The organism is uncultured Mucilaginibacter sp. (genome assembly GCF_937859865.1).
Taxonomy (GTDB): Bacteria; Bacteroidota; Bacteroidia; order Sphingobacteriales; family Sphingobacteriaceae; genus Mucilaginibacter_A.
In genome coordinates, this window is sequence record NZ_CALMAT010000066.1 from 264 (window position 1) to 12099 (window position 11836).

At 40.4% G+C, this 11836-nt stretch carries 16 protein-coding genes; 13 read left to right on the forward strand and 3 right to left on the reverse strand.

Annotation, left to right across the window (positions count from 1 at the left end; translation table 11 throughout):
• The first annotated feature begins 602 nt into the window (after positions 1–602).
• From Q0192_RS06705 to Q0192_RS06730, 6 genes are all read left to right on the forward strand, one after another.
• Entirely contained in the window at positions 603–1478 is an 876-nt protein-coding gene (locus tag Q0192_RS06705) for a YicC/YloC family endoribonuclease (protein WP_299288068.1), read from the forward strand.
• A 78-nt stretch (positions 1479–1556) separates the two neighbouring features.
• On the forward strand, positions 1557–2129 hold the full coding sequence (gmk, locus tag Q0192_RS06710; RefSeq protein ID WP_299287977.1) for a guanylate kinase: 573 nt from the start codon (positions 1557–1559) through the stop codon (positions 2127–2129).
• A gap of 24 nt (positions 2130–2153) precedes the next feature.
• A complete protein-coding gene (gene nadD, locus Q0192_RS06715) occupies positions 2154–2726 on the forward strand; it encodes a nicotinate (nicotinamide) nucleotide adenylyltransferase (RefSeq protein WP_299287980.1) in 573 nt (190 codons plus the stop codon).
• Between the two features lie 106 nt (positions 2727–2832).
• On the forward strand, positions 2833–3021 hold the full coding sequence (locus Q0192_RS06720; protein ID WP_299287983.1) for a hypothetical protein: 189 nt from the start codon (positions 2833–2835) through the stop codon (positions 3019–3021).
• Complete coding sequence (locus tag Q0192_RS06725) at positions 2997–3323, forward strand: type II toxin-antitoxin system RelE/ParE family toxin (RefSeq protein WP_299287986.1); 327 nt, start codon at positions 2997–2999, stop codon at positions 3321–3323. Before Q0192_RS06720 ends, Q0192_RS06725 begins: the two co-directional genes overlap by 25 nt.
• Before the next feature lie 89 nt (positions 3324–3412).
• Positions 3413–4012: a tRNA-(ms[2]io[6]A)-hydroxylase gene (locus Q0192_RS06730; protein ID WP_299287988.1), complete on the forward strand. Its 600-nt coding sequence runs from the start codon at positions 3413–3415 to the stop codon at positions 4010–4012.
• 12 nt (positions 4013–4024) lie between these two features.
• Here Q0192_RS06730 and Q0192_RS06735 read toward each other — a convergent pair whose 3' ends face one another.
• Together Q0192_RS06735 and Q0192_RS06740 are read right to left on the reverse strand one after the other, a co-directional pair.
• Positions 4025–5641, reverse strand: a complete 1617-nt coding sequence (locus Q0192_RS06735; protein WP_299287991.1) for an FAD-dependent monooxygenase — start codon at positions 5639–5641, stop codon at positions 4025–4027.
• 77 nt (positions 5642–5718) lie between these two features.
• Complete coding sequence (locus tag Q0192_RS06740; RefSeq protein ID WP_299287994.1) at positions 5719–6429, reverse strand: SAM-dependent methyltransferase; 711 nt, start codon at positions 6427–6429, stop codon at positions 5719–5721.
• 52 nt (positions 6430–6481) lie between these two features.
• Here Q0192_RS06740 and Q0192_RS06745 point away from each other — a divergent pair, with 52 nt between their 5' ends.
• A complete protein-coding gene (locus Q0192_RS06745; RefSeq protein WP_299287997.1) occupies positions 6482–7198 on the forward strand; it encodes a hypothetical protein in 717 nt (238 codons plus the stop codon).
• A 181-nt stretch (positions 7199–7379) separates the two neighbouring features.
• On the opposite strand, the gene Q0192_RS06750 is transcribed toward Q0192_RS06745, so the two are convergent.
• Positions 7380–8636 carry an aminotransferase class I/II-fold pyridoxal phosphate-dependent enzyme gene (locus Q0192_RS06750; RefSeq protein WP_299287999.1) on the reverse strand — a complete coding sequence of 419 codons (1257 nt, stop codon included), beginning with the start codon at positions 8634–8636 and terminating at the stop codon, positions 7380–7382.
• Between the two features lie 182 nt (positions 8637–8818).
• Here Q0192_RS06750 and Q0192_RS06755 point away from each other — a divergent pair, with 182 nt between their 5' ends.
• The 6 genes from Q0192_RS06755 (at position 8819) to rpsB (ending at position 11800) form a co-directional block, all read left to right on the forward strand.
• Positions 8819–9193 (forward strand): type II toxin-antitoxin system HigB family toxin, encoded by a 375-nt coding sequence (locus Q0192_RS06755; RefSeq protein ID WP_299288002.1) that lies wholly within the window; start codon positions 8819–8821, stop codon positions 9191–9193.
• Between the two features lie 106 nt (positions 9194–9299).
• A complete protein-coding gene (locus tag Q0192_RS06760) occupies positions 9300–9698 on the forward strand; it encodes an XRE family transcriptional regulator (RefSeq protein WP_299288005.1) in 399 nt (132 codons plus the stop codon).
• A gap of 2 nt (positions 9699–9700) precedes the next feature.
• The gene (locus Q0192_RS06765) at positions 9701–9919 is read left to right on the forward strand and encodes a DUF2442 domain-containing protein (RefSeq protein WP_299288007.1); all 219 of its coding nucleotides are present in this window, start codon (positions 9701–9703) and stop codon (positions 9917–9919) included.
• 149 nt (positions 9920–10068) lie between these two features.
• Positions 10069–10512 carry a 50S ribosomal protein L13 gene (gene rplM / locus Q0192_RS06770; RefSeq protein WP_299288009.1) on the forward strand — a complete coding sequence of 148 codons (444 nt, stop codon included), beginning with the start codon at positions 10069–10071 and terminating at the stop codon, positions 10510–10512.
• A gap of 19 nt (positions 10513–10531) precedes the next feature.
• Positions 10532–10918 carry a 30S ribosomal protein S9 gene (gene rpsI / locus Q0192_RS06775; protein ID WP_299288011.1) on the forward strand — a complete coding sequence of 129 codons (387 nt, stop codon included), beginning with the start codon at positions 10532–10534 and terminating at the stop codon, positions 10916–10918.
• Between the two features lie 21 nt (positions 10919–10939).
• A complete protein-coding gene (gene rpsB / locus Q0192_RS06780) occupies positions 10940–11800 on the forward strand; it encodes a 30S ribosomal protein S2 (RefSeq protein ID WP_299288013.1) in 861 nt (286 codons plus the stop codon).
• Positions 11801–11836: the final 36 nt, after the last annotated feature.

Below are 11836 nucleotides of genomic sequence, written 5' to 3' on the forward strand. Positions count from 1 at the left end.
GTACAAGCCTGTTAGCGGATTTGTAACCATGGAAAGTGCAGGCGGCTTGCCGTTGTAAATACTTCCCTGGCCGCGGTATTGCCGCAACGCTTCTTCCAGTTCCTGTTTTTTAGTTTGGCCAACAACACGCACTTCGCTCAATTGAATAACGGGCGAAAGTTGCAGCAGCACGTCTTTTTCATCTGCAACCGTAAAAATATATTCGGTAAAATCTTTTTTGAAAACTTTCAATGTATCGCCAATACTTACTTTGATATTGAAAGCGCCCAAATCGTTACTGGCAACCGTTATCTTCTTTTTTAAGTTAAATATCAATGCGTCAGAAACCCGTTGTGCGTTTTGCTTTTGGAACAAAACACCTTTCAGCACAAACTCCTGCTGGGCAAAAACAGCAGTACTTTGGCTGATGCAACCCAAAATCAGCAAAAACTTTAGCGCAGAAGAAATCCATTTAAACATCTCGGCAAAAATACGAAAAAGCAAACGCGCAGCTGTTAAAGTATGTTAACACCGATTTTTAGCCGGTAAAAACAGTATCGGCAACTTTACAAGTGCAAGCAGCTTAAAACTTTAGCCGTACTGATAAATTTTTATCTTTGCAGATGATTAAATCCATGACCGGTTTTGGCATCAGTAGCCAGGATTTGGGAAACGTAAAATATACAGTCGAACTTAAATCCCTCAACAGTAAATTCCTCGAACTGTCTATTAAATTGCCACGCACTTTTGCCGAAAAAGAATTTGAATTGCGCAACGAATGCAGCCGTTTGATTGACCGTGGCAAAGTAAACCTCAGCTTTACAATCGAACAAAATGAAGTAAAAAATACCGCCGCAAGTATAGATGTGGTTTTGCTTCAGCATTATTTACAACAGTTAAAAGAAGTAAGCAGCAAGGTAAATGAACCGGCGTCCAACCTGCTGCAATTAGCCGTTGGTTTGCCCGATGTGGTGAAATACACGGAAGAAAAAGCTTCGGAAGACGAGTGGAAAACCGTAAAACAGGTTTTTAACAAAGCGGTAGAAGCTTTCCAGCAATTTAGGTCAGACGAAGGCAACATGCTGGAAAACGATTTGAAACTGCGCATCAACAACATCCTTGAAAACTTATCAAAAGTAGCAATTGAGGAACCTGCAAGGATTGTTACCATCAAAGAACGTTTGAATAATTTTTTGGCCGAAGCTATTGGCCGGGAAAACATTGATCAAAACCGTTTTGAGCAGGAATTGATTTATTATATTGATAAGCTAGACATTACGGAAGAGAAAATCAGGCTGAAAACACATTGCGATTACTTCCTGGAAACGTTGAAAAGTGCCGATGCCAACGGTAAAAAATTAGGTTTTATTGCGCAGGAAATTGGCCGCGAGGTAAACACGTTGGGTTCTAAAGCGAACAATGCGATCATACAAAAATTGGTTGTGGGCATGAAAGAAGAACTGGAAAAAATAAAGGAACAATTGCTGAATGTGCTTTAGCTGATGGTTTATAGATAATAGTTCATGGAAGCTCCCATGAACTATTATCTATAAACCATTACCCATCAACCAAAACCTATGAACCAAAACGGTAAACTCATCATATTTTCTGCGCCTTCTGGGGCAGGCAAAACCACCATTGTGCATCATTTATTAAGCAAGTTTGATGACCTGGAGTTTTCCATTTCGGCCACAACACGAAAGCCGCGCGGCGACGAACAGCACGGAAAAGATTACTACTTTATCTCGCAGACCGAGTTTTTGCACCGCATTGCGCAAAAAGAATTTGTAGAGTTTGAAGAAGTTTACTCAGGCACTTTTTACGGCACGTTGCGCAAAGAAATTGAACGCATTTGGAACCAAGGCAAACACGTTATTTTTGATATTGATGTGGTTGGCGGTTTGCATTTGAAGCGAAAATATGATGGACAAGCACTGGCTATTTTTGTGCAGCCGCCATCCTTGGAAGTTTTGATTGAACGTTTAAGCGGCCGCGGGACGGACAGCGAAGAAAAACTGCTGGAGCGTTATGCTAAAGCCGAAAAAGAACTGGACTACGCGCCGCAATTTGATCTGATCCTGAAAAACTACGATTTGGAAACGGCCTGCCAGGAAGCCGAGGATTTGGTTTCCGGTTTTATTGGCCAATAACAATTTTTATCCGATAAAAGAAGCATGAAGATTGGTTTGTTTTTTGGCTCTTTTAACCCAATTCATACCGGGCATTTAATTATTGCCAGCTACATGGCCAACCATACCGATCTGGAAAAAGTGTGGTTGGTAGTTTCGCCGCACAATCCGCTTAAAAAAGCAAGCGACCTGATCAATACTTATGACCGTTTGGAAATGGCGAAACTGGCGACCGAAAATTCCGATAAAATTGAAGTAAGCGATATTGAACTGAAACTGCCGCGCCCGTCTTATACCATTGATACATTAATTCATCTACAGGAAAAATTCCCGCAACATCAATTTGCGTTGATTATGGGTTCTGATAATTTAAACTCGCTGCAAAAGTGGAAGAACTACGAAATTTTGCTGCGCGATTACCAGATCTATGTTTATCCTCGGCCAGGATTTGAGCATACTGTTTTTAGCAACCATTTTTCGGTAACGGTAACCGATACGCCGCTAATTGAAATTTCCTCCACTTTTATCCGAAAATCCATCACCCAAAAAAAGAACGTGCAGTATTTTTTGCCGGATAAGGTGCTGGAATTTATTGAGAGTAAAAATTTGTACAGGTGAAAGTTAATAGGTGATGGTTTATAGATTATGGTAGCTGCACTATGAAGTATAAACAATCAACTAAAAGCAATCCTTAATTTTGTTATCTTTATAAAAAGAAGAATTTATGGTTATCGCAAAAGAAAAAATACTTCATTTACTTACCCGAATGCCGGAGGAAATTGATGTTGATGAAGTGGTTGATCAGATAAAACTAACTGCTAAAATTGAGCAGGCATTAGAAGAATCAAACCAGGGTTTAGGCCAGGATTGGGAAAAATTTAAAAAAGAATGGCTAAAAGAGGACGGGCTGTAAATATCGAAATACTTCCTACCGCGAAAGCGGATTTGAATGACATTTATCAGTATATCGCTAAAAATTCTGTTAAGTATGCGAAAATTGAAAAGCAGTTAATAATCGAAGCAATCGATCAGCTTTATAGTTTTCCAAATTCTGGCGCCCCTTTCAATTATAAAAACATCGAGGCCCGAAGATTGATCTTTAAAAATTACACTATAATCTATCGTTATAAAACTGAAGATTTATTTGAAATCCTCACCATTCGTCATCATTCCCGACTTTTATCTAATAATCCAGCTTTAAAAGACGAGGAATAAATTGGCAAAAAGTTCATGGTTCATAGGTTATGGTAGCTGCACCATGAACCATCAACTACAAACCATTCCCTAATTATTACCTTTGCTTCGTGAGCGAGAAAACCATCCTGAAACTGCAACTACCAACTGACCCGCAATGGGTTACCAATGTGGTGCAAAGCAACATCGAAGAAATTTTGACCGATCATGCTTTTTGCGAACAAAAAGCCGCCAGCAATGCCATTACGCTGATCGTTCAAAACCCAAACCTTTCTGAATTGGTGCAGGAAATGGTGCAATTGGCCCAAGAAGAATTAGACCATTTTAAACGCGTGCACGACATCATTTTACAGCGCGGTTTTATTTTGGGCCGGGAACGGAAAGACAATTACGTAAACGAACTGGCTAAATTTATCATCAAAGGCGGCGGACGGGAAGCACAATTAATTGATCGTTTACTGTTTTCGGCGATGATTGAAGCACGAAGCTGCGAACGTTTTAAGGTGATGTCGGAACATATCCACGATACCGAACTTTCTGCTTTTTACCACGAATTAATGGTGAGCGAGGCTGGCCATTATTCGATGTTTATCCGTTTGGCCAAAAAATATGCTTCAACAATTGATGTGGACAAGCGCTGGAAAACCTTTTTGGAATACGAAGCGCAGGTGGTTCAGAATTACGGCAAAAGCGAAACGATTCACGGTTAGCCCATGCTTCTTTTACACCTGTTTTTTTGGTGCCTTGATGCAGCCCGCAACCTGCTCCAAATATTGGTCAATCAAATCCACATGAATCGTATCGTTTAAATAACCAATGTACATATCTGGCCGAACGATAATAGCTTTATGCTGATCTTCTTTCAACTCAAAACAATCAAAAACGGCTTTATTTTTTGCAGAAAAAGGCAGGTAAAAAAAGTTCAATTGCTGCGGATAATGCTGCGTAATCCATCGCGCCAGGTTAAACAAATCGTTTTCCTTTAACTTTCCCAAAGCGATAAAAGTGAAACCAGGCTTAGCGCACCAGGCGTGCAAATCGGTTTGCTGCTTTTTCTTTTCGTCGAAAATTTGGATAAAAGGCAGCCGGTCGCCTGCTTTTATGGTTTCAGCTTTACTAAAATTTAAGTTGATTTTGCTGTCACGATAATTAATTCCGGTTTGCGAAATCGTTTCAAAACCAAACGCCTGGAACTTTTCCTGCTTCCAAAAAAAGTGAACCAGTTTTGGCAGGATTTGATTCCTTAGAAACCGATTTAACACATTTTGAGAATTGATGAGGTTGAAAAAACGATCCGTGGTTTGCAGTAATCGCCGCGCAACCGGCATCCGTTCTTCGGCATAGCTTTCTAAAATTGCTGGTTGCAGATTTTGGTTGATTACTCCGGCCAGTTTCCAAGCCAAATTGTACGCATCCTGCAAACCGGTGTTCATACCTTGGCCACCAACCGGCGAATGGATATGCGCAGCATCGCCAATTAAAAAACTTTTTTTATCGCTAAATTTTGAAGCCATGCGATGGTGCAGTTTATAAATCGAAAAAGCGTGGCATTTTTCAATCGCCACATTTTCGGGTAATGATCTGCTTAAATCTGATTTAATCTCCTCAAAACCAACTTCTTCACGATCTGCAAACTGCTTAGGCAAAGTTGCCACCACGCGAAAACGGTTAACGCCTTTCATCGGAAAAAAGCCGGTAAAAGCAGTATCGCCCATTTTTAAAGTAACCTGCTTTTCCTCAAAACAGTGGTTCAGTTCGATGTCTGCCAGGTAAAACTTGTTGGTGTAAGCATCGCCTTTAAAATCAACCTGCAGTTTTTTCCGAACGAAACTATGCGCACCATCTGCACCAATCAGCCAATCGGCCGTGATCGTACTTCTTTTATCATCACTTTTTAAGTGCGCCGTGATGCGGTTTTCCTCCTGCAAAAAATCGGATAAACTGGTATTCCAATAAACCGGACAACAATTTTGCGTGAGGAAACCGAGCAGCAAACGCTCGTTTTTACTTTGTTCGAGCAGGTGGACGAACGGAAAAGGCGTGGTATTTTTTCCCAGGTTTTGGAGCGAAAGTTTGATGAGTTCTCTGTGATCGTTTTGGATGGAAACTGTTTCTGCCTGGATTCCTTCCTGCAAAGCACGATCGGCCAAACCCATTTGCCGGTAAATTTCCATTGATCGCGCCTGAACAGCCAATGCACGGGATTGATCTGTCAGCCCTTTTTTTACATCAATAATTATCGGCTGAACGCCGTAACGCAGCAATTGCGCGGCCATCATCAAACCGGAAGGCCCGGCACCTACAATTAAAACAGGATAATGACCGTCGGCAGGAATCATTTTTCAGGAACGAAAAAACCCGGAAATAGTTGAAGGTTATGAAATTTCCGCTGGTGCTTCTTTTATCGGCATAAAATCTATAACCGTTGCAGCAAAAAAATTGTTGGCTTTTTATGCAAATCCAAGGTTTGCTTCCGCCACTCGGCAATGTCTTTGGTAGCAATCATTTCATCGGCGGCGGTTAAATTGCAAGCGATGCACAACAGCGTTTTCGGATGTGCGCTTTTTAACACTTCTTCCAGCAACTGGTTGTTGCGGTAAGGAGTTTCGATAAAAATCTGCGTTTGCTGGTAACGTTCGGAAAAACCTTCCAACTCCTTGATTTTACGCGAACGTTCGGCTTTGTCAATCGGCAAATAACCGTGAAAAGTAAAGCGTTGGCCATCAAAACCCGAAGCCATCAAAGCAAGTAAAATAGAACTCGGTCCAACCAGCGGAACTACTTTTATGTTTCGGCGATGTGCTTCGGCAACAATATCCGCGCCCGGATCGGCGACGCCGGGGCAACCCGCTTCGCTCATCAAACCTACATCTTTTCCGGCTTCCAATCCGCCAAAAAAATACGACAAGCTGCCGCCCCGCTGGTGTTTGCCGTAATCGTGCATGGTTAAGTCGGCTTGCGGCGTTTTCAATCCGGCTTCTTTCAAAAATTTCCGCGCCGTTTTTTCGTTTTCAACAATATATTCGTTGATGTGGTTGATCTTTTCCTTCAAAAAAGGCGTAAAAGATTTTGCACCGGCTTCATCGGCCAGCGGTACAGGAATTAAAAACAGGTTTCCTTTTTGCATCGCTACAAAAGTGTGATTTTTTATCTAAATTTAATTTTAAAAGGAGCAATAAATGAAGGCGTTAGGCATCAACTGGTTTATTGAAGGCTCGATTGATTTTGAGCACAAAAAGTACGTTTTGCTGGCTTATTTGCAGCATATCAACAAGCATTTCCGCAGCAGTCAATTGTATCCGGATTTGGGCGATTTGATCTTTCATTACAACAACCTGCTGCACTTTAAAAATAATAAGGTTTTGATGCAGCAAAATTTTCCGCAGCGGTTAACCAAAGCCGATTTTGATGCGTTAAAATTAACGTATGAAAAGATGGTGAAAGACGATTACGTGATGCAGGAAATTGAGCAGATCATCACTTTTTCGTTGGAAAAAATGAACCCGGCTTTGCAGCAAGGCAAAGAAATTTATGATTTTGTAGAGACACGTTTGCTGATTGATTCGGTTGGCGTGATTCCGTTAATCCCCGATTTTGGTTATTTGTTTATCCGCAATGGTGATGAAAAAGGCTTGCACGTTTACGAATACAGCATCAGTGTTTTTGAAGGAAAAGACGACAAATACCGCGGCATCAACACCACGTATATTGCCAATTACAGCCTGAGTTTTGTGCATACGCCGGAATCCATCAAGATTGATTTGATCAACAGCCGGAAGCAATTGCCTAACCCAGCCGTTTACCAGGTGGCTTGTGATATTAATTTTCCATTAGAACAAACTTTGCTGCCCGTTGCCAAAAGGAGTTTGGTGAAGTATATTAGTAAGGCGGCGTGAGAAGAGAAGCGAGGTACGAGGTTCCGGGTTATTCGATGATGGCAATGCTTCTTTTATCGAGGTAAAATTAGTGTTTTGTCATTTCGACAGAAGGGAGAAATTTTCTTCAAAGTTGGTTGTTTGTTGAAAAAGGATCTCTCTTATCGTCGAGATGACAGAACGGCAAGCTGAAACATACAACTTATTTTAACTTTAACAAAGCCGCTTCAATCCGCGGCAACATTCCTTCGATTTCTTCCACCGTACTCGCACCAAGCGAAGCGCGAAACCAATTGGTTTTATCATCTGCGCCAAAGGCAGAAAACGGAACCAACGCAACCTGTGCTTCTTTTATCAGGTAAAAATTAATATCGGTTGAAGTTTGTAAAAGTTTTCCTTCCGGCGTGGTTTTTCCGGCGTAATCTACTTTTAAGGTTAAGTAAATGGCGCCCATCGGTTCAATCGCATCAACCGCAAAACCTTTTTCTTTTAAGCTGAGAAACCCTCGATATAATGTATCTAAACTTTTCTGGATTTTTTGCCGGAAAGCAGTAAGATAAGTTGCAACCGCTTCGTCTTCCTGCAAAAATTGCGACATCGCAACCTGCTCCGGCTTTGGCGACCATGCGCCCATGTGTCCGATAATCGCTTTCATGTAATTGATGATGGCCGCCGGACCAAAACCCCAACCAACGCGAACGCCGGTTGCTGCAAAACACTTGGAACCGCCATCCACAAAAACCACGTAATCGCGCAACTCCGGACGTAAAGAAACCGGGTTAAAATGTTCGTGCTCGCCAAAAGTTAACTGCGAATAAATCTGATCGTACAAAATATACAAGGGCTTTTCGCTTTTGCTCCTGGTTTGGTTTTCTTCGATCACCAAATCGCAAATCGCTTCCAAATCTTCTTTCAAGAACATCGTTCCGGTTGGATTGAGCGGAGAACATAAAGAAAGCAGCGCTGCGCCTTTTAGATGCGGACGTAAATCTACCGCTGTTGGCATAAAATTATTCTCTGGTTGTGTTGGAACAATGACCGCTTCGGTACGCAACAAATCGCAATAATGGTTATTGTTCCAGGAAGGCGACGGGAAAACTACTTTTTCGCCTTCGTTAACCAACGCTAAATAAATGGCATAAATCAGCGGACGAGAACCGCCGGAAATGATAATTTCATTGGTGCCATAATCCAAATTGAAGCTTTCTTTTAAAAACTTCGATACACTTTCGCGCAGTTCTAAAACGCCGTCAGCCGGCGGGTAATTGGTTTGATGCGCTTCGTAAGCTTTAATAATTAAATTTTTCAGTTCCTCCGGAATCGGAAAAATGGAAGAATCAAAATCGCCGATGGTCAGGTTGGCAATTTGCTCGCCTTTCCTTTTCAGTTCGTTGATTTCAGCAGCAATTTTGATGATCTCAGAACCGTGAAGGTTGTGCGCAAGGTTGGAAGCGTGCATGTTTTTATTTGTTATTAAAGATGGCAAAGATAGGAGTTTGATTTTTAGGTGGTAAAAGAAGTATTTATGTTACGCGGTTTTATATTAATAAAAATAGTTGAATTAATTTTAAAAATAGTTGGCAATTAACCAACTATTTGCATATTTGCATGACCTACTATCGAAAAGAGAAAAATCTTTATTTGGATAGTAAAAAAACAACCAAACTAAAAGCTAACAAAAAATGGAAAAGATTAAAAAATTCAAAACAAGTATTTCGCCCTATGAGAATTATTTATTTAAAAAGGTTACAAGACTTCTCTCGTAAACACGCAGATTCAGGTAAGAGTTTAGCTGCTTGGAAAACAATAACAGAAAAAGCTATTTGGAAACAAAGTATAGATATACTTGAAAGCTTCCCTAATGCTAAAATTATAAAAGGTAATAGAGCGAGATTTAAAATAGTAGGAAACAAGTATAGATTAGTTGTAGAATTAAACTATGTTGATGAAATTGTAGAGATAAGATTCATAGGAACTCACGATGACTACGATAGTATCAACTTAGAAATAATTTAAGTAAAACCAAAATGTGAACTTGAATAATTATCAAGTTGTAATACTTTGCTCCTGAAATCGCACGAAGTAGGAATTGAAATTTTTGAATTAATTGCACTGTAAAAAAATGAATACAAAACCACAATGGTTTTTATTAGAATCTGAGCAGGACTACGAAATAGCAACTGCCAGATATGAAGAAATCAAGCGTGCGCCTAAAGGTTCTGATGACCATAAAGAAAACCTTTTGTTAGTGCACCTTATTTCTGAATATGAAAAAGAACAATGGGATTTACCAGAAGTAGATCCTGTAGAAATGATTAAAATCAGAATGGAAGATTTTGGATACAAATCTGCCGACTTAGCAAAAGAATACGGAGATAAAGGAACAGTAAGTAAAGTTTTAAATTATAAACAAACGCTTTCACTTACGATGATTCGGAAGTTTAGCGAATTATTGCGCATTCCCGTAGAAGCTTTAATTAAGGAATATGATTTAAAAGGAGCTAATAATCAATTAGTTTAATCATGATCACCAACGTTAGTTTTATCAACGAGAATACGATAATTCTTGATCTTTCCAACAAACGTTCCATACAAATCCCTTTAGATGAATTTCCTGATACTGCCGCACTCAATGCCCGGGAAAGAGAAGATTTCGAAATTATTGACGATGAATATTTATCATTTTTAGAAATTGACGAAATTTATTCTTTAAAGTATTTGATCGGCTATAAAAATCAATAGGAAATTTCCTTTTTCCTTCAAATGCCCATACTTCTTTTACCACCAAAAAATTTACGGCTAACCCTTTGTAATAAAACATTTTCAAGTATCTTTGCAGTCCCGAAAAATACGGGGAAAAGTAAAAGTTTAATTAATTTAATACAAAGCAAGTGAATACGTTAAGTTACAAAACTGTCTCTGCCAATAAAAAAACCGTCAGCAAAGAGTGGGTTGTTGTTGATGCGCAAGGCGAGATTTTGGGGCGCTTGTCTTCTAAGATCGCGATGATCATCAGGGGAAAACACAAGCCAGGATTCACCCCAAACGTAGACTGTGGAGATAATGTAATTGTTATCAATGCAGACAAGGTAAAACTGACCGGAAACAAATTCAGCGAAAAAGAATATGTTTCTTACACCGGTTATCCGGGCGGCCAGAGATTCATTTCTCCTAAGGAGTTAATGGCAAAACACCCAACACGCGTGGTAGAAAAAGCTGTGCGCGGGATGTTACCTAAAACACGTTTGGGCAAAGCCTTATTTGGCAACCTGCATGTTTATGCAGGAGCTGAGCATCCGCACGAAGCACAAACCCCTAAAGCCATTACACTTTAATTTTTAAAGGAGAAAAAGAATGTCAGTTACCAACACATCCGGCAGGAGAAAAACTGCAGTTGCCCGCATTTATTTGCAAGAAGGCAACGGTGCCATCATCGTTAATGGCAAAGATTACAAAGAGTATTTCCCAACATTACCATTGCAATACATGGTTACCCAATCATTAGAAGTTTCTGGTTCTGCCGGAAAATTTGATGTGAAAGTTAACGTAGCAGGCGGCGGCGTAAACGGACAGGCTGGTGCCGTGCGTTTGGCTATTGCCAAAGCAATTGTTGAATTGGATGCTGAAAAGAAACCTGCGTTAAGCGCAAAAGGCTTAATGACGCGTGACCCTCGTATGGTAGAGCGTAAAAAACCAGGCCGTAAAAAAGCACGTCGTAAATTCCAATTCAGTAAACGTTAATTTTTTAGGAGGACACAAACAATGGAAAGAACAACATATCAGGAATTACTGGATTCAGGTGTACACTTTGGTCACCTTACCCGCAAATGGGATCCAAAAATGGCGCAATATATTTTTATGGAGCGCAATGGTATCCATATTATTGATTTAAATAAAACTTTAAGCAAAGTTGATGAAGCTGCTGCAGCCATTAAACAAATTGTAAAATCTGGCCGTAAAGTGCTATTTGTTGCTACCAAAAAGCAGGGAAAAGATTTAGTTGCCGATTTTGCAAAATCTGTAAACATGCCTTTCGTAACCGAGCGTTGGTTGGGCGGTATGTTAACCAATTTTGCAACCGTTCGTAAGTCAATCAAAAAGATGTCTAACATTGATAAGATGACGAAAGACGGCACATACAGCATTCTTTCTAAAAAAGAAAGATTGATGATTCAGCGTGAACGTATCAAATTAGAATCACTTTTAGGTGGTATTGCTGATTTGAACCGTTTGCCGGCCGCTTTATTTTTAGTGGATGTGAAGAAAGAACACATTGCTGTTTCTGAGGCATTAAAATTAAACATCCCAACGTTTGCAATGGTGGATACCAATTCAGATCCATCAAACATTGATTTCCCGATCCCGGCAAATGATGATGCAACTAAATCCATTTCTTTAATCTGCGGCATTATGACCAAAGCGATTGAAGAAGGTTTAGAAGAGCGCAAACGCGATAAAGAAGACGAAGCTGAAAAAGAAGCGGCTGCCGCAAAAGCAAAAGCCGACCAGCCGCAACCAGATGCAGCAGTTGCCGAAGGCACACGCCGCAGAAGGGTTGCTGCCGAAACTGAAGCGCCTGCAACTGCTGTTGATCATACAGGCAGCGAAGGGCACGGTTCTTAACAACGAATTATACAGTTTTTAGGTTGAGGTTTTAAG

Excerpts from the sequence above, each read along its gene's own strand:
- Q0192_RS06705 (WP_299288068.1), top strand. The coding sequence starts at position 603 with ATGATTAAATCCATGACCGGTTTTGGCATCAGTAGCCAGGATTTGGGA.
- gmk (WP_299287977.1), top strand. The coding sequence starts at position 1,557 with ATGAACCAAAACGGTAAACTCATCATATTTTCTGCGCCTTCTGGGGCA.
- nadD (WP_299287980.1), top strand. The coding sequence starts at position 2,154 with ATGAAGATTGGTTTGTTTTTTGGCTCTTTTAACCCAATTCATACCGGG.
- Q0192_RS06720 (WP_299287983.1), top strand. The coding sequence starts at position 2,833 with ATGGTTATCGCAAAAGAAAAAATACTTCATTTACTTACCCGAATGCCG.
- Q0192_RS06725 (WP_299287986.1), top strand. The coding sequence starts at position 2,997 with ATGGCTAAAAGAGGACGGGCTGTAAATATCGAAATACTTCCTACCGCG.
- Q0192_RS06735 (WP_299287991.1), bottom strand. The coding sequence starts at position 5,641 with ATGATTCCTGCCGACGGTCATTATCCTGTTTTAATTGTAGGTGCCGGG.
- Q0192_RS06740 (WP_299287994.1), bottom strand. The coding sequence starts at position 6,429 with ATGCAAAAAGGAAACCTGTTTTTAATTCCTGTACCGCTGGCCGATGAA.
- Q0192_RS06745 (WP_299287997.1), top strand. The coding sequence starts at position 6,482 with ATGAAGGCGTTAGGCATCAACTGGTTTATTGAAGGCTCGATTGATTTT.
- Q0192_RS06750 (WP_299287999.1), bottom strand. The coding sequence starts at position 8,636 with ATGCACGCTTCCAACCTTGCGCACAACCTTCACGGTTCTGAGATCATC.
- Q0192_RS06760 (WP_299288005.1), top strand. The coding sequence starts at position 9,300 with ATGAATACAAAACCACAATGGTTTTTATTAGAATCTGAGCAGGACTAC.
- Q0192_RS06765 (WP_299288007.1), top strand. The coding sequence starts at position 9,701 with ATGATCACCAACGTTAGTTTTATCAACGAGAATACGATAATTCTTGAT.
- rpsI (WP_299288011.1), top strand. The coding sequence starts at position 10,532 with ATGTCAGTTACCAACACATCCGGCAGGAGAAAAACTGCAGTTGCCCGC.
- rpsB (WP_299288013.1), top strand. The coding sequence starts at position 10,940 with ATGGAAAGAACAACATATCAGGAATTACTGGATTCAGGTGTACACTTT.